At 64.3% G+C, this 25,965-nt stretch carries 21 protein-coding genes; 7 read left to right on the forward strand and 14 right to left on the reverse strand.

Going from position 1 to position 25,965, the window contains the following annotated elements; genetic code table 11:
• The first annotated feature begins 2 nt into the window (after positions 1–2).
• The 5 genes from CN933_RS01660 to CN933_RS01680 all read left to right on the forward strand — a co-directional run bounded on the left by CN933_RS01660 (position 3) and on the right by CN933_RS01680 (position 5,263).
• Complete coding sequence (locus CN933_RS01660; RefSeq protein ID WP_018095543.1) at positions 3–1,100, forward strand: ABC transporter ATP-binding protein; 1,098 nt, start codon at positions 3–5, stop codon at positions 1,098–1,100.
• Complete coding sequence (locus CN933_RS01665) at positions 1,093–2,088, forward strand: ABC transporter ATP-binding protein (protein ID WP_018095542.1); 996 nt, start codon at positions 1,093–1,095, stop codon at positions 2,086–2,088. The genes CN933_RS01660 and CN933_RS01665 overlap by 8 nt, the downstream gene beginning before the upstream one ends.
• Before the next feature lie 10 nt (positions 2,089–2,098).
• Entirely contained in the window at positions 2,099–3,736 is a 1,638-nt protein-coding gene (locus tag CN933_RS01670) for a dihydroxyacetone kinase subunit DhaK (RefSeq protein ID WP_018095541.1), read from the forward strand.
• 182 nt (positions 3,737–3,918) lie between these two features.
• Positions 3,919–4,842, forward strand: a complete 924-nt coding sequence (locus tag CN933_RS01675; RefSeq protein WP_102761201.1) for an alpha/beta hydrolase — start codon at positions 3,919–3,921, stop codon at positions 4,840–4,842.
• A 7-nt stretch (positions 4,843–4,849) separates the two neighbouring features.
• Positions 4,850–5,263, forward strand: a complete 414-nt coding sequence (locus tag CN933_RS01680; protein ID WP_018095539.1) for an ACT domain-containing protein — start codon at positions 4,850–4,852, stop codon at positions 5,261–5,263.
• Between the two features lie 55 nt (positions 5,264–5,318).
• Here CN933_RS01680 and CN933_RS01685 read toward each other — a convergent pair whose 3' ends face one another.
• Both CN933_RS01685 and CN933_RS01690 read right to left on the reverse strand, forming a co-directional pair.
• Positions 5,319–7,316, reverse strand: a complete 1,998-nt coding sequence (locus tag CN933_RS01685; protein WP_018095538.1) for a CocE/NonD family hydrolase — start codon at positions 7,314–7,316, stop codon at positions 5,319–5,321.
• Between the two features lie 79 nt (positions 7,317–7,395).
• The gene (locus tag CN933_RS01690; RefSeq protein WP_018095537.1) at positions 7,396–8,985 is read right to left on the reverse strand and encodes an ABC transporter substrate-binding protein; all 1,590 of its coding nucleotides are present in this window, start codon (positions 8,983–8,985) and stop codon (positions 7,396–7,398) included.
• Between the two features lie 123 nt (positions 8,986–9,108).
• On the opposite strand from CN933_RS01690, the gene CN933_RS01695 reads away from it, so the two are divergent.
• A complete protein-coding gene (locus CN933_RS01695; protein ID WP_018095536.1) occupies positions 9,109–9,903 on the forward strand; it encodes a helix-turn-helix domain-containing protein in 795 nt (264 codons plus the stop codon).
• A 29-nt stretch (positions 9,904–9,932) separates the two neighbouring features.
• Here CN933_RS01695 and CN933_RS01700 read toward each other — a convergent pair whose 3' ends face one another.
• From CN933_RS01700 to bcoG, 9 genes are all read right to left on the reverse strand, one after another.
• Entirely contained in the window at positions 9,933–11,564 is a 1,632-nt protein-coding gene (locus CN933_RS01700; protein ID WP_018095535.1) for an ABC transporter ATP-binding protein, read from the reverse strand.
• A complete protein-coding gene (locus tag CN933_RS01705) occupies positions 11,557–12,384 on the reverse strand; it encodes an ABC transporter permease (protein ID WP_018095534.1) in 828 nt (275 codons plus the stop codon). Before CN933_RS01705 ends, CN933_RS01700 begins: the two co-directional genes overlap by 8 nt.
• Entirely contained in the window at positions 12,381–13,505 is a 1,125-nt protein-coding gene (locus CN933_RS01710) for an ABC transporter permease (RefSeq protein WP_018095533.1), read from the reverse strand. The genes CN933_RS01705 and CN933_RS01710 overlap by 4 nt, the downstream gene beginning before the upstream one ends.
• On the reverse strand, positions 13,490–15,079 hold the full coding sequence (locus tag CN933_RS01715; RefSeq protein ID WP_018095532.1) for an ABC transporter substrate-binding protein: 1,590 nt from the start codon (positions 15,077–15,079) through the stop codon (positions 13,490–13,492). Before CN933_RS01715 ends, CN933_RS01710 begins: the two co-directional genes overlap by 16 nt.
• A gap of 339 nt (positions 15,080–15,418) precedes the next feature.
• A complete protein-coding gene (locus tag CN933_RS01720; protein WP_018095531.1) occupies positions 15,419–16,201 on the reverse strand; it encodes a carnitinyl-CoA dehydratase in 783 nt (260 codons plus the stop codon).
• A gap of 4 nt (positions 16,202–16,205) precedes the next feature.
• Complete coding sequence (locus tag CN933_RS01725) at positions 16,206–18,269, reverse strand: acetate--CoA ligase family protein (RefSeq protein WP_018095530.1); 2,064 nt, start codon at positions 18,267–18,269, stop codon at positions 16,206–16,208.
• Positions 18,270–18,346: 77 nt separating this feature from the next.
• Positions 18,347–19,507: an acyl-CoA dehydrogenase family protein gene (locus CN933_RS01730; protein ID WP_018095529.1), complete on the reverse strand. Its 1,161-nt coding sequence runs from the start codon at positions 19,505–19,507 to the stop codon at positions 18,347–18,349.
• Positions 19,508–19,692: 185 nt separating this feature from the next.
• Positions 19,693–21,183, reverse strand: a complete 1,491-nt coding sequence (locus CN933_RS01735; RefSeq protein ID WP_018095528.1) for a carnitine 3-dehydrogenase — start codon at positions 21,181–21,183, stop codon at positions 19,693–19,695.
• Positions 21,184–21,321: 138 nt separating this feature from the next.
• Positions 21,322–22,224: a 3-dehydrocarnitine:acetyl-CoA trimethylamine transferase BcoG gene (gene bcoG / locus CN933_RS01740; protein WP_018095527.1), complete on the reverse strand. Its 903-nt coding sequence runs from the start codon at positions 22,222–22,224 to the stop codon at positions 21,322–21,324.
• Between the two features lie 109 nt (positions 22,225–22,333).
• Here bcoG and CN933_RS01745 point away from each other — a divergent pair, with 109 nt between their 5' ends.
• Positions 22,334–23,305 (forward strand): GlxA family transcriptional regulator, encoded by a 972-nt coding sequence (locus CN933_RS01745; RefSeq protein WP_018095526.1) that lies wholly within the window; start codon positions 22,334–22,336, stop codon positions 23,303–23,305.
• A gap of 91 nt (positions 23,306–23,396) precedes the next feature.
• Here CN933_RS01745 and CN933_RS01750 read toward each other — a convergent pair whose 3' ends face one another.
• From CN933_RS01750 to CN933_RS01760, 3 genes are read right to left on the reverse strand one after another with little or no spacing between them, the layout of a single operon-like run.
• Complete coding sequence (locus CN933_RS01750) at positions 23,397–24,158, reverse strand: SDR family NAD(P)-dependent oxidoreductase (protein ID WP_018095525.1); 762 nt, start codon at positions 24,156–24,158, stop codon at positions 23,397–23,399.
• A gap of 4 nt (positions 24,159–24,162) precedes the next feature.
• Positions 24,163–24,981, reverse strand: coding sequence for an ABC transporter permease (locus CN933_RS01755; RefSeq protein ID WP_018095524.1), 819 nt, complete (start codon positions 24,979–24,981; stop codon positions 24,163–24,165).
• Positions 24,981–25,847, reverse strand: a complete 867-nt coding sequence (locus tag CN933_RS01760; protein WP_018095523.1) for an ABC transporter permease — start codon at positions 25,845–25,847, stop codon at positions 24,981–24,983. Before CN933_RS01760 ends, CN933_RS01755 begins: the two co-directional genes overlap by 1 nt.
• Positions 25,848–25,965 lie beyond the last annotated feature (118 nt).

A 25,965-nucleotide genomic window follows, 5' to 3' on the forward strand; every position in this document is an offset into this window, starting at 1 on the left:
CGATGGCGCAAATCAGGATCCAGAATGTGCGCAAGGAGTTCGGCGCCTTTACCGCCGTGCGTTCCTCCACCTTCACCATCGAGGATGGCGAGTTCTTCATGCTGCTCGGCCCCTCCGGCTGCGGCAAGACGACGACATTGCGCATGATGGCCGGCCTCGAATTGCCGACCTCGGGCGAGATATTCATCGACGGAGAGGAGGTCGGCATGAAGCCGGCCAGCCAGCGCGACATCGCCTTCGTCTTCCAGATGTTCGCGCTCTACCCGCATATGAACGTACGTAAGAACATCTCCTATCCCCTGGTCAGCCAGGGCATGAAGCGCGAGGAGGTGGCGACGCGCGTTGCCGAGGTCGCCCGCATCCTCAAGATCGAGCATATCCTCGACAAGCCCGTCGGCGGGCTCTCAGGCGGCGATCGTCAGCGCGTGGCGCTCGGCCGCGCCATCGTGCGCCGCCCCAAGGCCTTCTTCATGGACGAGCCGCTCGGCGCGCTCGACGCGGAGTTCCGCGAGCACATGGCGGAGGAACTGCGCGCGCTGCACGACCGCATGGGCGCCACCACCGTCTATGTCACGCACGACCAGCTCGAGGCTATGCAGATGGGCGACAAGATCGTCGTCATGAACCATGGCGTCATCGAGCAGTTCGGTCGGCCGCAGCAGATCTACGACTGGCCGGCGACGAAATTCGTCGCCCAGTTCATCGGCTCGCCTTCCATGAATTTCCTCGATTTCGACGGCATGATCGGCATCGGCGGCGACAGCGTCGATCTCGGCGGCGTGAAGATGAAAGTGCCGGCCGCGCGGGAGGGCCGCGCCGGCCGCCTCACGCTCGGCGTGCGGCCGGAGCATGTGAAATTCCGCGACGATGCCGCCTACCGCGGGCGCGTCAGCGCCGTGGAATATCTCGGCACGACGCAGATCGTGACAGTTTCGACCGGTCATGGCGATCTGAAGGCGCGCATTTCCTCAAGCTGCAAGGTGCGGGAGGAGGAGATGGTCGGGCTCGATTTCGATACGCGCACCCTTTCGCTTTTCGATGCTGATAAAGGCAATGCGCTCGTCTCCGAGGCCAATGAGGGAGTGTTGGGTCATGGCTGAGGTCGTCCTTGAAAATGTGACGAAGCGGTTCGGCGGCACGCTCGCGCTCGGCGATGTCTCGCTCCGGGTGCCGGACGGCTCCTTCGTCGTGCTGCTTGGCCCGAGCGGCGCGGGCAAGACAACGACGCTGCGCATGGTCTCCGGTCTCGATGCCCCCGACAGTGGCGAGGTCTTCATCGGCGGCCGCGCCATGAAGGGGCTGTCGCCGGCCGAGCGCAATGTCGCGATGGTCTTCCAGCAATATTCGCTCTATCCACATCTCACGGTCCGCCAGAACCTAGAGTTTCCCCTGAAGTCGCCGCTCCTGAAGACGCCGCAGGCGGAGATCGACAGGAAGGTGAAAGAGGTTGCCGAGGTCTTGCAGATCGCCCACAAGCTGGAGAACAAGGCGACCGCGCTTTCCGGCGGCGAGATGCAGCGCGTCTCCATCGGCCGCGCTCTTGTCCGCAATCCGGATATCTTCCTGATGGACGAGCCGCTGAGTTCGCTCGATGCGAAGCTCAGAGCGGACCTGCGCATCGAATTGAAGCGCATCCAGGCGAAGTCAGGCGCGACACTTATCTACGTCACCCATGACCAGATCGAGGCGATGACCATGGCGACCCATGTCGGCGTGCTCAACGAGGGGCGACTGGTGCAGTTCGGTTCGCCGCGGGCCGTCTATGAAGAGCCCGTCAGCGTCTATGCCGCCACCCGTCTCGGCCAGCCGCGCATCAACGTGCTGCCGGCCGATCTCTTCGCCGGCGCTCCGGCGGGCGCAAAGAGCATCGGCCTTCGCCCGGAACACATTGTGCAAGGTGACGGGGAGGAGGCGCTGGTCAAGCGGGTCGAGCATCTCGGCGACCAGACACGCCTGCACCTCACTTTCAAGCGGCATGACCTCATCACCGTCACCGACGCCCACACGCCGCTGAAGGGCGGCGAGACCATTCGGATCCGACCGTCGCAGCCGCTCTATTTCGACGCGGCGGGCATGCGTTTAGCTTAAGGAGATTTTTATGGCGCAATTCATCAACAAGCGCGAAGACGTCGTCACAGAGGCGATCGATGGCGTGCTGGCTCTTTCGGGCGGTGCTCTTACCCGCCTCGACGGCTATCCGCATATCCGGGTCGTCAAGCGCAGCGATTGGGACAAGTCTAGGGTCGCGATCGTCTCGGGCGGCGGCTCGGGCCACGAGCCAGCCCATGTCGGTTTCGTCGGCAAGGGTATGCTGACGGCGGCCGTCTGCGGCGATGTCTTCGCCTCGCCCGGCGTGGACGCCGTGCTTGCCGGTATCCTCGCCGTGACGGGGCCAGCCGGATGTCTGCTCGTCGTCAAGAATTATACCGGCGACCGGTTGAACTTCGGCCTCGCCGCCGAGCGGGCGCGCGCCTACGGCCTCAATGTCTCGATGGTGATCGTCGGCGACGATATAGCGCTTCCCGATCTCCCGCAGGCCCGCGGCGTCGCCGGCACGCTCTTCGTACACAAGATCGCGGGGGCGCTCGCCGAGCAGGGCGCGGACCTCGACACCGTGACGGCCGCAGCAAGGCGTGTCATCGCGGGAACGCGCTCCATCGGTATGTCGCTCGATACCTGCCGCGTACCGGGCTCCCCGAAGGAGGATCGTATTCCCGAAGGCAAGGCCGAACTCGGCCTCGGCATCCATGGCGAGGCAGGCGTCGAGCAGATCGATTTTGCCGGCGCGCGCGCTTCGGTCGCCACCATGGTGGAGCGGCTGGCTGCGGTGATGGCTGAGGGGCCGCATGTCGCGCTGATCAACAATCTCGGCGGCACGTCGGTGCTCGAAATGTCGGTTCTGGCGCATGATCTCCTCGGCTCGGCCGTCGGCGCGAAGATTACCCATGCCATCGGCCCGGCTCCGCTGATGACCTCGCTCGACATGCAGGGTTTTTCCATCTCCGTTTTCCCGGCTGATGCCGCCGAACTGGAGCTCCTGAAGGCTCCCGTGCCGATCCCCGCCTGGCCGGGCGTTTGCGATGTCCGGCCGGTTGCCGTCGCGGCCCTGCCGGACGGCCTGACGCCGATCATGCCGATCCCGTCAAACCATGCGGCGACGCGCGCATTCCTGATCGGCTGCTGCGACGTGCTGGTCGCCGCCGAGCAGGATCTCAATGCGCTCGATGCCAAATCGGGTGACGGCGACACCGGCTCGACATTGGCAGGCGCGGCCCGCGCGCTGATCAACGCCGTCGACCGCCTGCCGCTGTCGGACCATACTCAGCTCCTGCGCGCCATCGGCCAGGAACTCAGCCAGACGATGGGCGGCTCCTCCGGTGTGCTGCTCGCGATCTTCTTCGCCGCTGCCGGGGATGGCGCGTCGAGCGGTCTGCCGATTCGCGAGGCGCTGCGGGCAGGGCTTGCCCGAATGCAGGAGATCGGCGGTGCCAGGATTGGCGATCGTACGATGGTCGACGCACTCGCGCCCGCATTGGACGCGCTCGGCCAGGGCATTGCCGCCGCCGCCGCCGCCGCGCGCGAAGGCGCGAACTTCACCGCCACGCTTACCCGCGCGAATGCCGGTCGCGCGGCCTATATCAATGCCAGACAGCTCGAAGGACACATCGACCCCGGCGCTGAGGCGGTGGCGCGGCTTTTTCAGCATCTGGCACGCTATCCCGGCATCGCTGGTTGACAGCGAGCCGAACGAACGGCTCGGCACCGCCTTGACGCCAAACATCTGCCGGGATTTCAGCCTGCCCAAGGCTCCCGGCGCTGTCGCATCGATTGCGCCGGAAGGGATGCCGGCCGCCGCCTACAACAACCTCGTTGTCAAAGTCGTCAAACTGACTCTAAGGTGCGGTGAGGGGGAATGGGATGGATTCGAAAACGACAAAGCCGATGCCGACAGAAGCGGGGATTCGCGCCTTTCACCAACGTTGCGAGGCGTTCTATCCCGCCGATGCGGTCAATGCCTCCGTCGAGCAGCAACGGCAATGGTACGATGCACTCTGCGCCGAGTTCGACGCGCCGTCTCCCGAAGGGCTGACCCGGCGGGACGGGCGGCTGGCGGGACGAATTCCGGTGCGGTACTACCGTCCGGCGAAGGTCGCGAGCGAGACGCGCGTTCTCTATATCCATGGCGGCGGGTTCGTCGTCGGCTCGCTTGAGAGCCATGATGCGATCTGCGCCGAGCTTGCCCATGGTGCACGGGTCGAGCTGGTGTCGGTAGACTATCGCCTTGCCCCCGAACATCTATGGCCCGCAGCCTTCGAAGACTGCTATGACGTGCTCGAAGCGCTTCTTGCCGATGGGCGTCCGCTCGTCGTCGCCGGCGACAGCGCCGGCGGCAACCTGTCAGCCGGAATCGTACTGAAAGCGAAGGCTGAGGGGCTCGCCGGCATCGTCGGCCAGGTTCTGATCTATCCCGGCCTCGGCGGCGATCTGACGCGCGGCTCCTATATCGAGATGGCCGAGGCGCCGCTGCTTTCCACCGCCGACGTCGACTATTACCGCGAGGTGCTGAAAGCGCCGGCGGATGAGCCGTTTGCGCACCCGCTGAAGGCCGCGGACCTGTCCGGACTTCCCCCCGCCTATATCACTGGAGCTCATTTCGATCCGCTGCGGGATGATGCGCGCGCCTATGCAGCCCGGCTCGCCCAGGCCGGCGTGGACGTCACCTACCAAGAAGAGCCGCAGATGGTGCATTCCTGGCTTCGAGCGCGCCACATGAGCCCCGGTGCGCGGGACGGCTTCGTGCGTCTCGTGCAAGCTGTGGCACGATTGACCGGCACGGCTTGAGTCGGCGATGAGCGGCGAGACCGATCTCCAGCGGCTGCTTGCAGAATTGGAGCCGGTGCTACATGACGGCGAATATGTCTATTGCACGGTTGAAAGTCGTGCTGCGGCCTGGTTCGCGCTTGAGCCGATCGGAACCTTTCGCGAAAATGAGGGGATTACGCTCATCCTCGAGCAGACCCGTGCCGAGGCGGCGGGACTTTCCTATGGACCGGTGCTGCGGCTGATTACGCTGGGCGTCCATTCCGCACTCGAAGCCGTTGGGCTGACGGCGGCGGTTTCAGGCGCACTGACGCAGGCGGGCATCAGCGCCAATGTTGTCGCGGCCTATTACCACGACCACATTTTCGTGCCCGCGGCAGATGCAGAAAGAGCCGTCCAAGTGTTGCGGGCGCTCAGCCACGGAAACGCGAGCGCCCGATGAAATTGCCCCTGGCTCACTCCCCGGGTAGCGGGACGAGGGGCAGTCGCGCCGAGCCTCACATGAAATCCCGCCGGATCCGCTTTTCGAAGCTCTTCTCGAAGATCTTCGTCTCTCCCTCGAAAGCCTCAACCCTGGCGGAGGCGATCCACTCGCTTTGCGTACAGCCGAGGCGGGAGGTCGAGACGGTCTTCAGCGATTGCTGCCCACGCCGCGCAATACAGGTCCAGGTCGAAGCGCCCGTCATCGAGTGTGGATCGTCCGGCGCGATCGTCCAGGTTTCTTCGCGGATGTCCTGCGTCACATTGCCCGTGCCGGGATGCTCGACGAGGCCGGTATTCTCGTAGATCCGATAATGCGTCAGGCCCTTGGTCATGTCGCGTTCGACGGTGCGGCGCGTTTCGGACGGCGAATGCTCGATATAGTGCGGCAACGGGTCGGGATTGGCCGGCTGCGGCACGACGATCTCGCGATGGTCGCCGAGAAGCGGCAGGGAAAGGGAGACGCTGGCCGTATCGATCGTGACGCCTGGATCGGTCGGCGACGGCAGGATGATCGGCCAATAGGAGGTCGACAGCGACAGGCGTATGCGGTGACCGGCGCGGAAGCGATAGCCGCAAGCATCGAGCACCAGCGTGACGCGCGTCTTGCGGTTCTTCTCCATTGGCACCGGCTGCGCATTGCCGTTGCGGTGCGCCAGGTTGAGGACGCCGAAGGCGACGCGGGTTGCCGTTCCGTCCGGATGGACATCGACGATACGCGCGACGAGATTGGCGGTTTCGGCACTGCAGGAAAGCTCGAGGTCGAGCACCGGCTGACCGAGATAGTCCTCCGCCTCGAGCAGCGGGCGCGTGTCGAAAGTGAGCGAGCCCGCATCGTCGATGCGCTGGTCGCCGGGCATCTCGGCGTCGGGCTTGAGCGTGAAATACTCACCGGCAGCGGTGCCGGTATCGAGCGGCGAACGCAGGTAAACATCGCCGATCCCGCGCCGGGACGGGGAACCGGCCGCCAGGCCTCCCTCGCTCGAAACCGCGAAGGTCCGCATTTCCGGCGTGCTCCAGACATCCTTGGCGATCCAGCGGCCCGGGTCTTCATTGCGCCTGACCGCAGGCCTCGGGCCGTCGAGCATATAGGCGCGCATCTGCGGCAATTGCTCGGCATCGTTCTTTTCGTCGCGAAGCCAGCGGTTCCACCAGCGGATCGCCTCTCCGAGAAAGTCTGCTCGCGGCTTCGGCCAGGCGAAATGCGGATATTTGTGGACCCAGGGGCCGATGAGCGCCTTGGCCTTGCCGCCGAGCCCCTCGACCGCCTTGATCGGCGTGTTGCGGTAGCCGTCCGCCCATCCGGCGATCACCAGCGCCGGGATCGGAAAGCCGTCGAAATCCTCCGAGATCGAGCCATGCCGCCAGAAATCGTCGCGGCGCTGGTGCTCCAGCCATTCCTCCAGGAAGAAGGGCTCGTTCTCGAGGCGCTCCAGCCACATCTCCCGCCAGCGCTCGCCGACGAGTTCCGGATCGGGCGATCGAGACTGGTAGGCGAGCATGGTTGCCGCCCAGGAGAGTTGAGCCGAGAGATGGCAGCCGTTCTTGTAGTGGATGTCGTCATTGTAGCGGTCGACGGTCGAGGCGATCGAGATCACCGCCTTGAGAGCCGGCGGCTTGAGTGCCGCCACCTGCAGACAGTTGAAGCCGCCCCAGGAGATGCCCATCATCCCGACCTTGCCGTTCGACCAGGGCTGTGCCGCAATCCATTCGATGATCTCGCAGCCGTCGGAGAGTTCACGCGGCGTATATTCGCCGTCGATCACGCCCTCGGACTCGCCCGAGCCGCGGATGTCGACGCGAACGCCGGCAATCCCGGCGGCCGCGAAGGCAGGGTAGGTGGATTCGTCGCGTGCACAGGTTCCGTCGCGCTTGCGGTAGGGCAGGTATTCCAGGACGGCCGGCACCGGCTTCTGCTCGGTGCCCTCGGGCATCCAGATGCGCGCGGCGAGCCGGGTTCCGTCCTCGAGGGTTATCCATTCGTTTTCGATCACGGTGAAATTGCGCTCGACCATGTTGGCTGCCTCCGATCGGTGCGTGACTGTTGAGATGCGAGGCGCAGGCGGAAAACCACCTGCGCCTGCTCATTGCACTTTAGCTGTCGAACCAGACGCGGCTTCCGACGTAGCCGTTGGAAAGGTCGTTGCCGATGTCGTGCACGAAGCCTTTCAGCGAAGCGGAGGCGGCGTTCACATAATCGTTGAAGACGGGCAGGATGAGACCGCCTTCGTCCCGCACCATGAGTGCCATGGTGTGGTAGAGCTCCTTGCGCTTGGCTTCGTCAAGTTCGGAGCGCGCCTGCAGGAGAAGCTTGTCGAAGTCCTCCCGCTTGAACCGCGTGTCGTTCCATTCCGCACTCGACAGATAGGACGTGGAATAACGGGAATCCTGCGTCGGGCGGCCGCCCCAGTAGGAAGCGCAGAACGGCTGAACATTCCAGACATTGGTCCAGTAGCCGTCTTCCGGCTCCCGGCGTACTTCGATTTCGATCCCGGCCTTGCGGGCGCTTTCCTGGAAGAGGACGGAAGCATCGACCGCACCCGGGAAGGCGGCATCGGAGGTGCGCAGCAGGATCGGCCGGTCGTGGCCGGACTTCTTGTAATGGAAGGCCGCCTTGTCGGGGTCGTAGGCGCGCTGCTCGATGCCTTCAGGTGCCAGCGCGTAGTTTTCGTTGACCGGATAATCGTTGCCGAGCGTGCCGTAGCCGCCGAGCACGCGATCGAGAATAGCCTGCCTATCTATGGCATATTTCAGCGCGAGCCTCAGGTCGTTGTTGTCGAAGGGGGCCGTGTCGCAATGCATGAGGAAGCTGTAGAAGCCCTTGCCCGAGGTCTGCAGGATCTCGACGCGGGGCGCACGCTTCAGCAGCGGCACGGTCTTCGGATCGACGCCGTTGATGAAATGCACCTGCCCGGAGGAAAGCGCCGCAATGCGGGCCGTGTTGTCGTTCATGACGATGATCTCGACGCTGTCGACATAGCCGCGGTCCGAACGCCAGTCGGCGGTGTTCTTCTCGAAGGTTGCCCGGATGCCGGCTTCGTAGCTTGCCAGCTTGTAGGGGCCGGTGCCGATCGGCGAGGTGGGGTTGTCGACGCCGCCGCCGGGCTGGATGATGAGATGATAGTCGGTCAGCAGGAGGGGCAGGTCCGCATTGCCTTCCGTCAGCGTCAGGACGAGGTCTCCGGCTTTTTCCTCGATCGCCTTGACGGACCGCATCAGCCCGAGCGCTCCCGACTTGGAGCCTTCGTCGGAATGCCGCTTCAACGTTGCGATCACGTCTGCGACGGTGAGTTTCTTGCCGTCGTGGAAAGCGATGTCGTTCCGGATCTTGAACGTCCAGACCGAAGCATCCGCCGACGACTCCCAGGAGGAGGCGATCGCGGGCAGCGGAGCGCCTGTCTCGGGATGGGACTCGACCAGCGTGTCGCCCCAGAGATGGCCGATCACGAAAGATACCGAACCGCTATAGGTTGCCGGATCGAGCGAATCGGTCGTCGCTCCGCCGTCGAGGCCGAGCTTCAGGTGGCCGCCGCGTTTGGGCTCCTGCGCCCGTGCCTCGCCCAAGCCGATGGAGCTCCCGATGCCGGCGGCGAGGCCGAGCGCTGCGGTGCCTGCGAGGAAGCCGCGCCGGTTGATGCCGGCCGGTACGATGAGGCCGTCGGGACGCTTCGTGAATTCGGTCATTTCCAGTTCCCCTTGTGTGTCTTGTTCGAGAGAAACCTAACGCCTGCCGGCCCCCAGGCAATTTCGCGACTTGACGCGAATTTTCGCTAGTTTACGCTGGCTGCAATTCGATAGGTGGAGCACTTGCAGCCGGACGACACATTCGTAACAAATCTGCGTTTTGCCTGTGCGACGCGGCGCTCGATCTCCCAGATCTGCCGCGAGATCGGCATCAACCGTCAGCAGTTCAACCGCTACATCAACGGCGAGGCGCGGCCTTCGGCGCACAACGTGCAACGGATTGCCGCGTTCTTCGGACTTGCGGCTGAGGATTTTTCGCTCTCACCCAAGCTGTTCGAGGCGCGTATGATCCGCCCCGAGCGGCACCGGCTGGAAGCGGGGCAGCTCCTCGAAGGGTTCCCGGGCGATGCAGCAGCCCTTCGCCACCATTTCGGCTACTACCAGACCTATCACCTTTCGCTCTCCTGGCCCGGCTTCGTGGTCTGTTCCTGCGCGCATATCTATGAGGAAGGCGGCTCGATCCGGGTGAAATCGATCGAGCGCATTCGCGACAAGGCGAACGAGATCGAACAGTTCTCGAAATATGTCGGCCTCGTCACCTTCTGGCGAAACCGCATCTTCATAGCCGAGCGCACCGTGGGGCAGGCGTCGATGCTGGCGCAGACGATCCTGATGCCCTTCGAGGTGCACCAGCGGGTCTATCTGCGCGGCACCACCATGGGGGTCTCGTGGCGCAAGGAGAACCTGCCCTACGCCTCGCGGATGATCTGGCGGCATATCGGGCTGGATCCGGACAAGCGCCAGATGCTTTCGCGCTGCGGGCTGCTTCCTTTCGGGTCGCGGCATCTGCCCTCTGCGGTCCGGCGCTTCCTGGAGACGCCGGAGGCCGAAGTGCTGACCATTCCCGCAGAATACTGACGAGTGCGCGTGGCGGCCGCCACGCGCACTCAATTGCCGGCGCTCTCCATCCGTCGCGTCTGCAGTACCTTTTCCAGCCAGCCGATTTCCATTTCGGGAACCGACTTCAAAAGCAGATCGGTATAGTCGTCGAAGGGCGGCGAAAGGACCTTAGACTTCGGACCGAAGCGCACCAGCCGGCCGCGATGCATTACGGCGACGCTGTCGGCGATTGCCCGGACGATCGCTATGTCATGGGTGATGAAGACGTAGGAAACGGCGGTTTCCTCCTGCAGCTTCAGAAGCAGGTTCAGAATCCCCTCCGCCACCAGCGGATCGAGCGCCGAGGTCGGCTCGTCGCAAAGGATGAGTTCCGGTTGGGCGGCAAGCGCCCGGGCGATCGCGACGCGCTGCTTCTGTCCGCCGGAAAGCTCGGCCGGATAACGATCGAGGAAGCGGGTGCCCATTTCGATCTGGTCGAGCAATTCCTTCACCCGCTCGGTCTTCTTGGCGCCATGCATTCCGAAGTAGAAGGAGAGCGGCCGGCCGACGATATCGCGCACAGTCTGGCGCGGGTTCATCGCCGTATCGGCCATCTGATAGATCATTTGGATCCGCCGAAGCTCGTCGTTGGTTCGCCCCTTCAAGGCTTTCGGCAGTTCCTTTCCTTCGAAGGTGATGCGCCCTTCGCTCGGCGGCAGCAGGCCGGTGATGACGCGTGCGAGCGTCGACTTGCCCGATCCGGACTCCCCGACGACTGCAAGCGTCTGCCCCTTCGGCAGGTGCATCGAGACGTCGTGCAGCACCTTGAAGCCGTTGGCGTAGCCGGCATGCACATGTTCGATCTTGAGAAGCGCGCCGGTCTGGTCCGGGGCCTCGACGCGTTTTTCCTGGCGGACGCTGACGAGGGCGCGGGTGTATTCTTCCCTCGGGGCCTCGATCACCTGCTTCGTGGTGCCGTATTCCACGGTCTTTCCGTGACGCAGCACCATGATGTCGTCGGAGATCTGGGCGACGACCGCAAGATCGTGGGTGATGTAGAGGGCCGCCGTGTCGGTCTCTTCGATCGCGTGCTTGATGGCCGCGAGCACGTCGATCTGGGTCGTCACGTCGAGCGCCGTGGTCGGCTCGTCGAAGACGATCAGTTCCGGATTGGGGCAGAGTGCCATGGCGGTCATGGCGCGCTGCAACTGCCCGCCCGACACCTGGTGGGGATAGCGGTCGCCGAAGGTCTCCGGATTGGGAAGGCCGAGGACCTCGAAAAGATAGAGCGCGCGCCTGTTCGCCTCTTCACGGCTCATGACGCCGTGACGGACCGACGCCTCGATCACCTGATCGCCGAGCTTGTGCGCCGGGTTGAAGGCGGCTGCGGCGGACTGCGCGACGTAGCAGACATTGCGCCCGCGAACCGCGTTGATGCCGCTGCGGCCGAGCTTCAGGATGTCGCGGCCGTTGAGCAGCACCTCACCGCCGGTGATTCTCACGCCGCCGCGGCCATAGGCGAGCGCCGAAAGGCCGATGGTCGACTTGCCGGCACCGGACTCGCCGATGAGACCGAGCACCTTGCCTTTTTCGAGATCGAAGGAAACGCCCTCGACCAGCGTCACCACCTTCGGCGGTTCGCCCGGCGGATAGCTCGTCGCTTCGATCTTCAGGTTCTTGACGGAAAGCAGCTCAGGCATCGCCGCGGCCTCCTTTCAGGCTCGAGGTGCGCTTCATCAGCCAGTCGACGACGAGATTGACGCAGATGGCGAGGGCGGCGATCGCTCCGCCCGGGATGAGCGCGGCCGATATGCCGAAGATGATGCCATCCTTGTTGTCCTTGACCATGCCGCCCCAGTCGGCGGCCGGCGGCTGGATGCCAAGGCCGAGGAAGGAGAGGGTGGAGAGGAACAGGATCGAGAAGGCGAAGCGCAGACCGAACTCGGCGAGCAGCGGCGACAGCGTGTTCGGCAGGATTTCCCGGAAGATGATCCAGACATTGCCTTCGCCGCGTAACCGCGCAGCCTCGACGAATTCCATCACCGCGACATCGAGGGCGACGGCGCGGCCGATGCGGAAGACACGCGTCGAGTCGAGCACGGCCATGACGAGGACCAGGATCCACAGATGCTGCGGCAGCACCGCGAGAACGACGAGTGCGAAGATCAGCGTCGGCACCGCCATCATCAGATCGTTGAAGCGGGAGAAGAACTGATCGACGAAGCCGCCGGTGACGGCTGCGGTGAAGCTCAGGATCATGCCGAGAGCGAAGGAGAGCACGGTTGCCGCCAACGCCACGAAGATGGTCGTGCGGGCACCGTAGATCAGGCGCGAGAGCAGGTCGCGGCCAAGATTGTCCGTGCCGAGCAGGAAATCGCCGCCGGCCGGGAGCCAGATCTCGCCGACCACCTCACGCTCGCCGAAGGGCGCGAGAACGGGCGCGAAGAGAGCGCACAGAAGCGCGATCGCGATGCCGATGATGCCTACCCAGGCACTGAGTGGAATGGATTTCAGGTTCATCGCGGGTGCCTCAGTCTCGGATTGGCGAGAATGGCGAGAATGTCGGCCGCCATGTTGAGGAAGATGTAGAAGGCCGCAAAGATCAGCCCGCACGCCTGCACGACGGGCATGTCGCGCACCGTCACGGCATCCACCATGTATTGCCCCATGCCGGGATAAACGAAGACGACTTCGACCACGACGACGCCGACGACCAGATAGGCAAGGTTCAGCGCGATGACGTTGATGACCGGGGCCACGGCATTGGGGGCGGCGTGGCGCGCGATGATGCGGAACGTGCCGAGCCCCTTGAGTTCGGCGGTCTCCACGTAGGCCGACGACATGACGTTTAGGATGGCCGCGCGCGTCATGCGCATCATATGGGCGAGGACCACGAGCACGAGGGTCGCGACCGGAAGTGCGATCGCCGAAAGGCGGTCCATGAAGCCCATGCTGGCGTAGACGGTGGCCGGGAAGGTGGCGACCCCCCATTTGACGGCGAAGAACATGATCAGCAGATAGCCGATGAAGAACTCCGGCAGCGAGATCGCCGCAAGCGATATCACGTTGATGATCTTGTCAGGCAGGCGGTTGCGGAATTGCACCGCGAGCATCCCTAGCCCCACGGCCAGCGGTACGGAGACGAGCGCCGCGAAGAAAGCCAGGAAGAGCGAGTTGCCGAGGCGGTTGCCGATCTGCTCGCTGACGGAATTCCTGCTCGCCCAGGACGTGCCGAAATCACCCTGCACCGCGCCGCCGAGCCAGCTGAGATAGCGCTCGCTCCAGGGGCGGTCGAGCCCGAGATCCTTGCGGATGTTCTCGACGGCCTGCGGCGTCGCCGACTGGCCGAGATAGGTGGTGGCGAAATCGCCTGGCAACGCCTCGATGCCGCCGAAGATCATCAGCGACACGGCGAAGAGCAGGCCGACGCTCAGTCCCAGGCGCTGAAGGATCAGCGCCGCGAGAGGACGGCGAAAGGCGAAGCGCCGCCAGAACGTGCCGCCGAGCTCGTCGGCGGCCGGGTCGGGTTTGGCTGGGGCACCGGAAAGATCGGGGGACCGCAGGGCTGTCTCGCCTGCGGTCGCATCCGTCACGACCGGACCCGTGATCGGTCCGCTTTCCATCATCAGGCGTCCAGCCATACCCTGGTCGCGACATAGCCGTTCGACATGTCGTTGCCGATGTCGTGGACGTAGCCCTTCACCGTTTTGCCGGCCGCGTTCACGAAGTCGTTGAACATCGGCAGGATCAGGCCGCCTTCGTCGCGCACCATCATCGCCATGGTGCGGTACATGTCCTTGCGCTTCGCTTCGTCCAGCTCGGAACGCGCTTCGAGCAGGATCTTGTCGAAATCCGGACGCTTGAAGCGGGTGTCGTTCCAGTCGGCTGTCGAGAGATAGGCGGTGGAGTACATCTGATCCTGGGTCGGACGCCCGCCCCAATAGGATGTCGAGAAGGGTTGGACGTTCCAGACGTTGGACCAATAGCCGTCGCCCGGCTCGCGCTTGACCTCGATCTCGATGCCCGCCTTCTTGGCGCTCGCCTGGTAGAGGACGGCGGCATCGACCGCGCCCGGGAAAGCGACGTCCGAGGTGCGCAGCAGCACCGGACCGCTATGGCCGGATTTCTTGTAGTGGAATGCCGCCTTGTCCGGATCGTAGGCGCGTTGCTCGATACCTTCGGGGAAGAGCGCATAGGTGTCGTTGATCGGGAAGTCGTTGCCGACCTTGCCGTAGCCGCCAAGAATGCGCTGTACCAGCGTCTCGCGATCCATCGCGTATTTCAGCGCCATGCGCAGGTCGTTGTTGTCGAACGGCGCCGTGTTGCAATGCATGATGAAGACGTAATGTCCTCGGCCCGACGTGTTGAGGATTTCCACGGTCGGCGCCTTCTTCAACAGGTTGACCGTCTTTGGGTCGACGCGGTTGATGAAGTGAACCTGGCCCGAGGACAGCGCCGCGATGCGCGCCGTCGCGTCGTTCATCGCGATCAGTTCGACGGAATCGACATAGCCGCGATCGGTGCGCCAGTCGTCGGCATTCCTTTCGAATGTGGCCCGTACGCCCGGCTCGAAGCTTGCGACCTTATAGGGGCCGGTCCCGATCATCGCGTCGGGATTGTCCGTGCCGCCGTTCGGCTGGATGATGAGGTGATAATCGGTCAGCAGCAGCGGCAGGTCCGCATTGCCCTCCGTCAGCGTCAAGACGAGCTTGTCGCCGTCGGCCTTGATTTCCTTGATGGATTTCATCACGCCGAGCGCGCCGGACTCGGACTTTTCGTCCGTGTGTCGCTGCAGGGTCTTGATGACGTCGTCGATCGTCAGTTCCTTACCGTCGTGGAATTTGACGCCCTTGCGGATCGTGAAGGTCCAGGTGGCGGCGTCGGCGGAGGGCTCCCAGGATTCTGCAAGCGCCGGCACCGGTTCGCCGGTCGTCGGGTGGCTCTCGACGAGCATGTCGCCCCAGTTCCGGCCGACCACGAACATGAATTGCGACAGCGCCTTTGCGGGATCCCGCGAATCGGTGGCGGCTGCCCCTTCGAGGCCGAGCTTCAGGTGACCGCCGCGCTTCGGCTCCTGCGCCGCGGCGCTCGACGCGAAGAGCGTATTCGCCGTAGACACAGCAATGCCGAGGGCGGCGGCGCGTCCGAGAAATTCACGCCGGTTCATTTTGCCGAGCATGACCTGACGTGCCAAATAGTCTTTGTAATCGCTCATTCCCCTGTTCCCTTCTTCAGCCGGCATTCGCCGTTCGTTGTGATTGGTAGAGTGTTCGCGTATTTGCCATCGGTCGAGATGGCCGGAGGTGGTTTGCAGTCCACCGGGATCGTCTCTATCCTGACCTCCTTGTCGTCTCTTTGCGCGTTATCCGCGTTGTTCACCCATAAGGCTAAACGCTTGGACGTGGCTTGTAACGTCCTAAATTATAAATCTTTTCCATAAGCATGTCTTATGGAAAGACTGCTCAGCCGCACGCGCCGGTGCTCGCGACGCGTCACGCTGAAGGCCGGCATCCTCCGGCTTCCACTCTGTCCGCGGCCGAAGAGGCCGCGTATCTCAGCGTCCCTTCCAGACCGGGTCGCGCTTCTCCGCAAAGGCGCGGGCGCCCTCGAGCTGGTCCTCGCTCGAATAGAGGACATCGACTGTCCTGAACTGGCGACGGGTGACCTTGTTCATGGTCGTCTGGAAGTCCCGGCCCTCGGCATCGCGGACCACTTCCTTGATTGCGGCATAGACGAGCGGCGGGCCGCTTTCGAGCAGGCGCGCCAGTTCCCAAGCCCGGTCCATCAGCCGTCCGGCCGGCAGGATCTCGTTGACGAAGCCCCAGCGGTTCGCTTCGACCACGTCGAGCCAGCGGCCGGTGAGCAGCATGTCCATGGCGATATGGTAGGGGATTCGCTTCGGCAGCTTGATCGAAGCGGCATCGGCGAGCGTGCCCGAGCGGATTTCCGGGAGTGCGAAACTCGCATGTTCGGCTGCGAGGATGATGTCGGTCGAAAGCGCGATCTCCAGGCCGCCACCGCAACAAATGCCGTTGACGGCAGCGATGATGGGCTTGTTGAGGTCGCGCAGCTCCTGCATCCCGCCGAAACCGCCGACGCCGTAGTCTCCATCGACTGGATCGCCTTCCGCGGCCGCCTTCAGGTCCCAGCCGGGGCAGAAGAATTTCTCGCCGGCGCCGGTGATGATCGCGACCCTGAGCGCCGGGTCGTCCCGGAAATCGCGGAAGATTTCGCCCATGACGCGGCTGGTCTTCAGGTCGATGGCGTTGGCCTTCGGCCGGTCGATCGTGACTTCGAGAATGCCGCCTTCGCGGCGCGTAAGGATCGGTCCGGTCATGGGCTCATTTCCTCCGGCGGATCAGGGCGTCGGCGGCAACGGCTCCGTGGCCGTCCGGCAGCACCATTATAGGATTGATATCGAGTTCTTCGAGTTTGGAAGCGTTTGCAACGACATAGGATGCCGCGGCAGCGACAGTTCCCGCCAAGGCGGCGATATCGCCCTTGGGATTGCCGCGATAGCCGTCGAGCAGCTTGGCGATCTTCAGGCCCGCAATCGCATCGCGGATCATCTCTTCGGTGACCGGCAGCGTGAGGATCGCGGAATCCTCGAGCAATTCGACGAGAATTCCGCCCGCGCCGATCGTCAGCACCGGACCTGCGACCGCGTCGCGCATCGCCCCGACGATCAGCTCCGCCACAGGCCTGGCGATCATCTTCTCGACGAGGTAACCGGAGGCGACCGCAGCCATGCCTCGCGCCGCTGTGATGACCTCCTGACGGCTTGTCAGATTGACCTTGACCGCACCGGCTTCGGTCTTGTGCGCCACGCCGAGGCCCTTGAGGACCACGGGGAAGCCGAGGGCCTCGGCCGCCGCTGCGGCTTCCTCGACTGTGGCGGCGCTCCTGCCACCGGGAACGATGACGCCCGCTGCCGCGAGCTCAGCCTTCGCTTCGGCTTCGCTCAGGGTGACGATCTCGCCTCCCTCGGGACGCGAGCGGAGGAGGGGAGGTGCTGCGGGCTTTGCCCAGATCGCGCCAATCGCAGCGGCGGTCTCGATGGCGGCGAGCGCCTCGTCGATGCCGAAGAAGGGCACGACGCCCGCCGACACCAGCGAGAGAGCGGTTTCCTCGGGCATGTTCTCGCCTAGGCTGGCAACGATACCGGCGACCGCGCCGGTAGCCTTCGTCGCATCGATGGTCGCCTCACAGGTCGTGACCCAGTCGGCCGCGTCGCATCGGTCGAGCCGCGGGAAATCGAGCACGATCAGGTTGAGGGCATAGCCGCCGCGCATCATGGCCGTGAAGGCGGCCGTCTGCTTCTCGCGATTTCCCCAGACGAAGGTGTGGTAGTCGAGCGGATTGGCGATCGTCACCATTTCGCCGAGGCTTTCGCGCAGCGGCTGGCGCTGTTCCTCCCTGAGTGCCCGGAAATTGACTTTGCGCCGGACGCCGGCATCCGCCATCAGCGATGCCTCGCCGCCCGAACAGCTCATCGAGGAGATATCGGCGCTGGGCAGCGGCCCATGAAGATGCAGCAGCTTCAGGGTTTCGAGCAACTCGGGCAGCGTATCGACGCGGCCGATGCCGAGGCGGGCGAGCAGGGCCGAGGAGACCCGGTCGTTGCCGGCTAGCGAGGCGGTATGGGAGACGGTTGCAAGCTGGGCTGCTTCCGATTTCCCGACCTTCAGCGTGACCACGGGTTTGCGCAGCTCGCGTGCGCGGGCGGCAAGCCTTTCCAACGCCTCGATGCTGTCGAAGCCTTCGATATGAAGACCGACGGCGGTGACGCGCGGATCCTCGAGCACGGCGCAGGCGATGTCGGAAAGGCCCGTCTGCGCCTGGTTGCCGGCCGTCATGACATAGGCCAGCGGCAGCCCGCGCTTCTGCATGGAGATGTTGCAGGCGATGTTGGAAGATTGCGTGAGGATCGCGACGCCGCGTTCGACCCGAAGCATGCCGTGCTGGTCGGGCCAGAGCAGCGCGCCGTCCAGCATGTTGATGAAACCGTAGCAGTTGGGCCCGACGATCGGCATGTCGCCGGCCGCCGCGACGAGCGCCTCCTGCAGGTCGTTGCCGTCGGTAAGCTCGTTTGCCGCCTCGCGGAAACCGGAGGCGTAGCAGACGGCACCCCCGGCGCCGCGCGCGGCGAGATCGCGGATGATCTCGATCGTGAGCGCGCGGTTGACCCCGACGAAGGAAGCATCCGGCGCCCTCGGCAGGTCGGACACCGAGCGGTAGCAGCGGCGGCCGAGGATTTCTTCCTCGCGCGGGTGGACCGGCCAGATGTCGCCGGCAAAGCCCATCTTGTCGCATTGTTCGATGACGCGGCGCGCCTCCTTGCCGCCGAAGACGGCGATGGAGCGTGGGCGGATGAGACGGTCGAGGGAGCGGGGAGTGGGGGTCATGCCGCGCCCCCGTGGAGTGCGCCGGAGAGATGCCCGGCAGGGCAGAGGGGGGTAATTTGCGGAAGCTCGCCCATCGCTCAAGCCCCCAGCGGCCGGAGCAGATCGCGGCTGATGATGTGTCGCTGGATCTCGGACGTCCCATCCCAGATGCGCTCGACGCGGGCGTCGCGCCAGAAGCGGGCGAGCGGCAGGTCGTCCATGAGTCCCATGCCGCCATAGATCTGGATCGCCTCGTCTGTGACGCGGGCGAGCATTTCGGTGGCAAAGACCTTGGCCGAAGCGATCTCGCGGTTGGACGGCAGGCCCTGGTCGAGCCGCCAGGCGGCCGAGAGTGTCAGAAGGTCGGCCGCGTCGATCTCGGTGATCATGTCGGCAAGCTTGAAGGAGACTCCCTGGTTGGCGCCGATCGGCTTGCCGAACTGCTTGCGCTCGGCCGCGTAGGAGAGTGCGTAATCGAAGGCGCGACGGGCGCGGCCGACGGAGGTGGCCGCCACGGTCAGGCGCGTGGCGTAGAGCCAGTCGTTGGCGATATCGAAGCCTTTATGGGCCTCGCCGAGAATCTGGGCGGAAGGCAGCCGGCAGTCGTCGAAAGTGAGGATGCAGTTCTTGTAGCCGCGATGCGAGACGGAATTGTAGCCTTCGCGGATTTCGAAGCCGGGGGTGCCGCGATCGACCAGGAAACAGGTGATCTTCTTCTTCGGTCCGCGCGGCGTCTGCTCCTCGCCGGTGGCGACGAAGACGATGACGAAATCGGCAATGTCGGCATGGCTGATGAAGTGCTTCGTCCCGTTGACGATCCAGTCGTCGCCGTCCTGCCGTGCGAAGCATTTCATGCCGCGCACGTCCGAGCCGGCATCCGGTTCGGTCATGGCGAGCGCGTCGAACTTGTCGCCGCGGACGGCGGGGAGCAGGTATCGCTCCCGCTGATCCTCGTTGCAGGCCATCAGGATGCCGGACGGCCGCCCGAAAAAGACGGTGAGGCCCATGGACCCGCGGCCGAGCTCGCGCTCGACCAGAGTGAAGGTCAGATGGTCGAGGCCGGCGCCGCCGACCTCTTCCGGGAAGTTGCAGGCGAAGAAGCCGAGTTCCTTGCATTTGCGGGCGATTTCCAGCCCGAGTTCGCGCGGCACCACGCCGGTCCGCTCGACCTCGTTCTCATGCGGATAGATCTCGGTCTCGACGAAGGTGCGGACCGTGTCGACGATCATCTGCTGTTCTTCGGTCAGTGCGAAATTCATTGTTCTCCCTCGTCAATTCTGGTCCGCGCGGCAGATCGCTCCTCAACGATCTGCTGCGGGCTCTCGGGCGGTGCCCCTCTCCTCGGGCTAATCCGAGGACTATCCCTCTCCCCGTCGGGACGTCCTTGGGACGGGGAGAGGTGCCGGCAGGCGGATGAGGGGCTCTTATCCCGCCAGCATCGCCATCACCGTTTCTGCCCCACATGCCGTCCCGCGCCCTCGGGCGCGTCCAGCTTCGCATGACCTTCCGCGATCGGCTTCAGCTTGGCCATCACCTCCGCCGGTGCCGGCACGGACTTGCCGGCCTTGGCGTCGACATGCAGCATCATCTGTTCGGCGGTGGCGATGACGTCGCCCGACGCCGCATCGTGAATGCGCGTGAAGAAGTGAATGCGCTTCTCGTCCGACGAAAGAAGCTGCAGGGTCGTATAGAGCGCCTGTCCGAGCTTGGCTTCGCCGAGATGACGAATGTGGGTCTCGACCGTGTAATAGCTGTGGCCGGCCTCGACATAGGCGAAGTCGACGCCGATCAACTTGAGCAGTGCGTCCGAGGTGTCGCCGAAGAGCTGTAAGTATCGATGCTCTGTCATGTGGCCGTTGTAGTCGACCCAGGCGGCGTTGACCCTGGTATCGACCAGACGCAGCGGCCCGGACGCGTCCAGGCTCTTCGACGGACTGCCGCCCTTTTCCCAAAGCCGCTTCTCGAAATCGGCGAGCAGCTTGCCGGCACCCCAGCCTTTGCCGCCGTCGCCGGCCTTCAAGGCATGCATGATGCCGACGAGGTTTTCGTCCCGGATGCGTTCGAGTTCGCGGATGGAGCGACCGGCTGCCTGCGCGTCCGATTGGGCCCCGATCTTCTCGACGAGCGCGTCGTCGAGATCGACCACGTCGGTGAATTTCGTCCAGGGCCATTTGAGGCAAGGGCCGAACTGGGCGAGGAAATGGCGCATGCCCGCTTCGCCGCCGGCGATGCGATAAGTCTCGAAGAGACCCATCTGTGCCCAGCGCATGCCGAAGGAATAGCGCATGACGTCGTCGAGCGTCTCGGTATCGCAGATGTCGTCCTGGATCAGCCAGAGTGCTTCGCGCCACAGCGCCTCGAGCAGGCGGTCGCCGACGAAGGCCTCTATCTCCTTGGCGATGACGACGCCCTTCATGCCGATCTCGGCGACCGCTTCCTCGGCGCGCCCGATCGTTTCCGGCGAAGTCTTCTTGCCGCCGACGAGCTCCACCAACGGCAGCAGGTAGACCGGGTTATAGGGATGGGCCACGAACATGCGTTCGGGGTGTTTCATCTCGGCCTGCAGGTCGGACGGGAGCAGGCCCGAAGTGGAGGAGCCGATGAGGGCGTCGGGCCGGGCGGCGGCATCGATCTCGTTGATGACGCCGCGCTTCAACGGCAACCGTTCGGGCACGCTTTCCTGAATCCAGTCAACGTCCTCGACTGCTTCCTGAACGCTCTTGCAGAAGGTGAATTTGCCGCGCGGCGGAAGCGGCGCCATGGTCAGCATGCCATAGGCGCGTTCCGCGTTGGCCATGACCTCGCCGATGATGCGCTCGGCTTCCGGATGCGGGTCGAAGATGTTGACGTCTATTCCTGCAAGCGCAAAACGCGCAGCCCAGGCCCCGCCGATGACGCCGCCGCCGATACAGGCGGCCCTGGTGATTGTGGTCATTCCCCTCTCCATTCAAAATGTCGTAAGAGCCTCTCCCGATCCCTTCGGGACCGACCTCCCCACAAAGGGGAGGGACAGGTGGCGCCTGCCGCGGCAGGTCAAGTCCTCCCCTTATGGGGAGGGTTGGGAGGGGTCTTGTTACCGCTTCGTCAGCTTCAGCTTCCTGCGGACCTCCTCCGGACCGATGATCTTCGCGCCCATGCTCTCGACGACGGAAACCGCTTTCTCCACGAGCTGGGCATTGGTCGCGAGCTGGCCCTTGCCGACATAGAGATTGTCTTCCAGGCCGACGCGGACGTTGCCGCCGGCAAGGATTGCGGCAGCGGGATAGGCCATGGCGTTGCGGCCGATCGAGAAGGCGGAAAAGGTCCAGTTCGAGGGAACGTTGTTGACCATGGCCATGAAGGTGTTGAGATCGTCCGGCGCGCCCCACGGAATGCCCATGCAGAGCTGGATCAGCACCGGATCCTCGATCAGGCCTTCTTCGGCGAGTTGCTTGGCGAACCACAAATGGCCGGTATCGAAGGCCTCGATCTCCGGACGCACGCCGAGTGCGGTCATCTGCCGTGCCATCTCGCGCAGCATCGACGGCGTATTGGTCATGACGTAATCGCCGAGCGAGAAATTCATCGTGCCGCAGTCGAGCGTGCAGATTTCCGGCAGGCATTCGGCGACATGCGCGACGCGTTCGGTGGCGCCGGCCATGTCCGTGCCCTTCTCGTTGACGGGGAAGGGGCTCTCGACGTTACCGAATACGAGGTCTCCGCCCATGCCGGCGGTCAGATTGAGCACCACGTCGATGTCGGCGGAGCGGATGCGGTCGGTCACCTCCCTGTAGAGATCGAGCCGCCGCGCAGGCGCGCCGGTGTCGGGATCGCGGACGTGACAGTGGACGACCGCGGCACCCGCCTTGGCGGCCTCGATCGCCGATTCAGCGATCTGTTTCGGCGTGACCGGAACGTGGCTGGATTTCGAGACGGTGTCTCCGGCGCCGGTGACGGCGCATGTGATGAACACCTCGCGGTTCATGCTGAGCGGCATTGATGTCCTCCCTTTCGTTGCCCGTATTACGGGCCAGAAAATGCCGCGTTGCTTTGCATTAAGAGAAGCATCCTATACATTATCGGAATTCTCTGGAGGAAGTTTTGTCGTGGACAGCAGCATCGCGCAGGCGCAGCATATCGACCTTCTGGTCTTGCCGGAGACCAATCTCATCCTTGTCGCATCGGTTGTCGAACCGTTGCGCGCCGCCAATCGTATCGCCGGGCGCACGCTTTACAGCTGGAGCCTGTTCAGTCCGGACGGGAGGGCGATCGAGACGAAGAGCGGCATTCCCGTCCCGGTGGCCGGCGCCTTCCGCCCGCAGCGCGAGACGGCGCCGCTCTTCGTGCTTTCCAGCTACCACTGGCAGCGCAGCGCCACCTCGCAGCTCAAGATGCTCCTGTCGCAGACGGCGCGGCACCGGGAGATGATGGCCGGAATCGAATCCGGCTCCTGGCTGCTGGCGGAGACGAGCCTCCTCGACAATTTCTCGGCCACCACCCATTGGGAGGATTTCGAGGATTTCGCCGCCGCCTATCCGCAGGTGACGATGGTGCGCGAGCGTTTCGTCATCGACCGAAAACGCATCACCACCGGCGGCTCGCTGCCGACGCTGGACCTGATGCTGGAACTGATCCGCCGCGCGCACGGCTATTCGCTGGCGCTCGAAGTGTCGCGCCTCTTCATCTACGAGCAGGAACGCACCCGCGGCGACCTCCTGCAGGTACCCGCGATCGGCAACATGCGCATTCTCGAGACTCGCGTCGGCGCCGCGGTCAAGCTGATGGAAGAAACGGTCGAGGCTCCGCTGACGCTCGCGCGGCTGGCGCGCCGCGTGGGGGTCAGCGCCCGGCACCTTCAGGATCTCTTCAAGGAGACCATGGGCGTCGCGCCGCACGAACACTATCTGGCGCTGCGGCTGAACGCAGCGCGGCGCAAGGTGATCGAAACGCGGATGGAGTTCGCCGACATCGCGGCGATTTCCGGCTTCAACTCGTCGTCTTCATTTTCGCGCAGCTATCGCGCGCATTATCGCGAAAGCCCCAGCGAGACGCGCCGGCGGCTCAAGCTGAAGAACTGATTCAAGGGCTTCAGGCGGAAGTTGAGCGAAGGTGAGTTTTACGAGTCGAATCAGAGGTCTGCGGCCAATCCATCGAGAGATGATTCAGCGATCAGACCACCGTCTCGCCCCCGTCCACCACGAGGATCTGTCCGGTCATGTAGGAGGAACGGTCGGAAACAAGGAAGAGGATCGACTCGGCGATCTCGTCGACGCTCGCCCAGCGGCCGAGCGGAACCCTCTCGCGGATATAGGCTTCGATGGCCTCGCGCCCGCCCATCTGGTCGATGAAGGGTTCGTTGAAGGGCGTGTCGACCCAGCCGGGGCAGAGAGCGTTCACCCTGACACCGTATTTCGCATAGTCGCCCGCCATCTGCCGCGTCATGGCGATGACCGCGTGTTTCGTCGTCGTATAGGCGATCATCTCACGATCGTAGAGGACGCCGGATGAGGACGACGTGTTGACGATCACGCCGCGACCGGCCGCCTTCATCGAGGGCATGACGAGGCGGGCGGCCATGAAATGGGCGCGGACGTTGAGGTTCCAGGACCGGTCGAAACCCGCCACCTCGACCTTTTCCAGGTCGCCGGCGACCTGCGCGCCGGCGTGATTGTGCAGTATGTCGATCCGCCCGTGCCGATAGAGGACATCGGCGATGCCGTCCGCAAGCGCTTCGTCGTCGGTGACGTCGACCGCGAGCGCTTCAGCGCTGCCGCCCCTGGTGGCGATCGCCGCCACGGTTTCGCCCGCGGCTTCCACGCTGCGGTCGACGACGACCACATGGGCGCCTTCGCGGGCCATGATGGCGGCGCCCGCCCGGCCGATTCCGGAGCCCGCTCCGGTCACGATCGCGATCCGGTCATTCAGGATCATGGTTTCACTCCCCGGATTTGCTTTTCTTTTCGCGCATGAGCACGCGGGCGGTCAGGATAAGGAACAGCGAGGCGACCAGGACCAGGGTCGCGATCGCGTTGATTTCCGGCGTCACCCCGCGGCGGATCGAGGCGAAGACATAGATCGGCAGGGTCGTCTTCGAGCCGGCGACGAAGAAGGCGATGATGAAGTCGTCGAAGGAGAAGGTGAAGGCGAGGAGAAAGCCCGCGAGGATCGACGGCAGGATCTGCGGCAGCACGATCAGCCGGAAAGTGGTGAGCGGCGTCGCATAGAGGTCGCCCGACGCCTCGACGATGTCGCGGCCGAGGCTCGCGATGCGCGCCTTGACGATCATGGTGACGAGCGCCATCGAGAAGAGCCCGTGGGCGGCGATGATGGAGCCGTAACCGAGTCCCAGTTGCGGCGGCTGATCGCCCGGCCAGAGGGCTGCGATCGTCGGGTTGACGAAGGAGAAGACAGCGACGAGTGCGACCAGCGTCGCGATGCCGATGACGACGCCCGGGACGACGATCGCCGCGGCGAAGAGAGCATCGAAGAGCGCGCGCATGCGGGAGCCAAGCCGTTCCATGCCGAGCGCTGCCATGGTGCCGAAGACGGCGGCAAGCGTGGCGCTGGTGAAGGCGATGATCAGGCTGTTCTGCAGCGCCGAGACGAGAAACGTGTTGCCGAGCGCCTTGCCGTACCAGGCGAGCGAAAAGCCCGTGAACTCGCTCGCATTGCGGCCGGCATTGAACGAGAAGAGCACGACCAGGGCGATCGGCGCATAAAGGAAGAGATAGACGGAGGAGATGAAGGCGCGCATCAGACGAGATCCACCTGTCTTGTTCCTGCGACCTTCCAGGCGATTCGCATCGCCACCATGAGCACGACGACGACGACGGCGACGAGTGTCACGGCGATCGCCGATCCGAAGGGCCAGTTCCGAGACTGCAGGAAGAGATCGACCAGCGCATTGCCGATGAAGAAGACCTTGCCGCCGCCGAGCAGCTGCGGGATCAGATACTCGCCGAGAAGCAGGATGGTGACGAGCGCGACGCCCGTCATGACCCCCGGCAGCGACAACGGCAGAGTGACGCCCAGAAAGGTGGAGACGGGCTTGCCGCCGAGATCGGCGGAAGCCTCCAGCAGGCGGCGGTCGAGCTTTTCCAGGCTCACATAGATCGGCATGATCATCAGCGGCAGATAGCCGTAGACGATGCCGAGCAGCACGGCGCCGGGCGTATTCAGCATGCGGACGTCCTCGATGCCGATCATCGACAGGAGATTGGGAATGCCGCGCGAGCCGAGGATGTACATCCAGGCATAGGTACGCACGAGCAGGCTTGTCCAGAAAGGAACGACGACGAGCGAGACGAGTATGAGGCGGTAGCGCGGATTTGCCTTGACGGCGAGATAATAGGCGACCGGATAGGCGACGATGAGGCAGAGCAGGGCGCCGGCCGGGGCGAGCATCAGCGTATTCCAGAAGGCGGCCGCGCGAGTCGGCAGATTGGCGAACTGCGCAAAGGTGAAGGCCGGCTGGTATCCGCCTTCAGGCGCCCGCTCGCCAAAGGCGAAGACGAGCATGGCGATGAATGGGAGAACCAGGAAGACGGTGAGCCACGCGGCCGCCGGCGCAATCAGCGCCGCCGTAACCAGTTTCCTCTTCGTGTTCGTTGCTGCCTGCATGGTTTGTCCGTGAACTGGAATGAAACTGCCCCTCACCCTAACCCTCTCCCCGCAGGCGGCGAGAGGGGACTGGGGCGTCGCGGCTTGTGTCCTTCTCCCCGTTAAACGGGGAGAAGGT

The sequence above is a fragment of the Sinorhizobium sp. M4_45 genome (assembly GCF_002885915.1).
In the GTDB taxonomy this organism is placed as follows: domain Bacteria; phylum Pseudomonadota; class Alphaproteobacteria; order Rhizobiales; family Rhizobiaceae; genus Sinorhizobium; species Sinorhizobium meliloti_A.

Excerpts from the sequence above, each read along its gene's own strand:
- CN933_RS01710 (WP_018095533.1), bottom strand. The coding sequence starts at position 13,505 with ATGGCTGGACGCCTGATGATGGAAAGCGGACCGATCACGGGTCCGGTC.
- CN933_RS01720 (WP_018095531.1), bottom strand. The coding sequence starts at position 16,201 with ATGACCGGACCGATCCTTACGCGCCGCGAAGGCGGCATTCTCGAAGTC.
- CN933_RS01665 (WP_018095542.1), top strand. The coding sequence starts at position 1,093 with ATGGCTGAGGTCGTCCTTGAAAATGTGACGAAGCGGTTCGGCGGCACG.
- CN933_RS01685 (WP_018095538.1), bottom strand. The coding sequence starts at position 7,316 with ATGGTCGAGCGCAATTTCACCGTGATCGAAAACGAATGGATAACCCTC.
- CN933_RS01690 (WP_018095537.1), bottom strand. The coding sequence starts at position 8,985 with ATGACCGAATTCACGAAGCGTCCCGACGGCCTCATCGTACCGGCCGGC.
- CN933_RS01730 (WP_018095529.1), bottom strand. The coding sequence starts at position 19,507 with ATGAATTTCGCACTGACCGAAGAACAGCAGATGATCGTCGACACGGTC.
- CN933_RS01725 (WP_018095530.1), bottom strand. The coding sequence starts at position 18,269 with ATGACCCCCACTCCCCGCTCCCTCGACCGTCTCATCCGCCCACGCTCC.
- CN933_RS01675 (WP_102761201.1), top strand. The coding sequence starts at position 3,919 with ATGGATTCGAAAACGACAAAGCCGATGCCGACAGAAGCGGGGATTCGC.
- CN933_RS01705 (WP_018095534.1), bottom strand. The coding sequence starts at position 12,384 with ATGAACCTGAAATCCATTCCACTCAGTGCCTGGGTAGGCATCATCGGC.
- bcoG (WP_018095527.1), bottom strand. The coding sequence starts at position 22,224 with ATGCCGCTCAGCATGAACCGCGAGGTGTTCATCACATGCGCCGTCACC.
- CN933_RS01750 (WP_018095525.1), bottom strand. The coding sequence starts at position 24,158 with ATGATCCTGAATGACCGGATCGCGATCGTGACCGGAGCGGGCTCCGGA.
- CN933_RS01680 (WP_018095539.1), top strand. The coding sequence starts at position 4,850 with ATGAGCGGCGAGACCGATCTCCAGCGGCTGCTTGCAGAATTGGAGCCG.
- CN933_RS01715 (WP_018095532.1), bottom strand. The coding sequence starts at position 15,079 with ATGAGCGATTACAAAGACTATTTGGCACGTCAGGTCATGCTCGGCAAA.
- CN933_RS01660 (WP_018095543.1), top strand. The coding sequence starts at position 3 with ATGGCGCAAATCAGGATCCAGAATGTGCGCAAGGAGTTCGGCGCCTTT.
- CN933_RS01755 (WP_018095524.1), bottom strand. The coding sequence starts at position 24,981 with ATGCGCGCCTTCATCTCCTCCGTCTATCTCTTCCTTTATGCGCCGATC.
- CN933_RS01670 (WP_018095541.1), top strand. The coding sequence starts at position 2,099 with ATGGCGCAATTCATCAACAAGCGCGAAGACGTCGTCACAGAGGCGATC.
- CN933_RS01760 (WP_018095523.1), bottom strand. The coding sequence starts at position 25,847 with ATGCAGGCAGCAACGAACACGAAGAGGAAACTGGTTACGGCGGCGCTG.
- CN933_RS01700 (WP_018095535.1), bottom strand. The coding sequence starts at position 11,564 with ATGCCTGAGCTGCTTTCCGTCAAGAACCTGAAGATCGAAGCGACGAGC.
- CN933_RS01735 (WP_018095528.1), bottom strand. The coding sequence starts at position 21,183 with ATGACCACAATCACCAGGGCCGCCTGTATCGGCGGCGGCGTCATCGGC.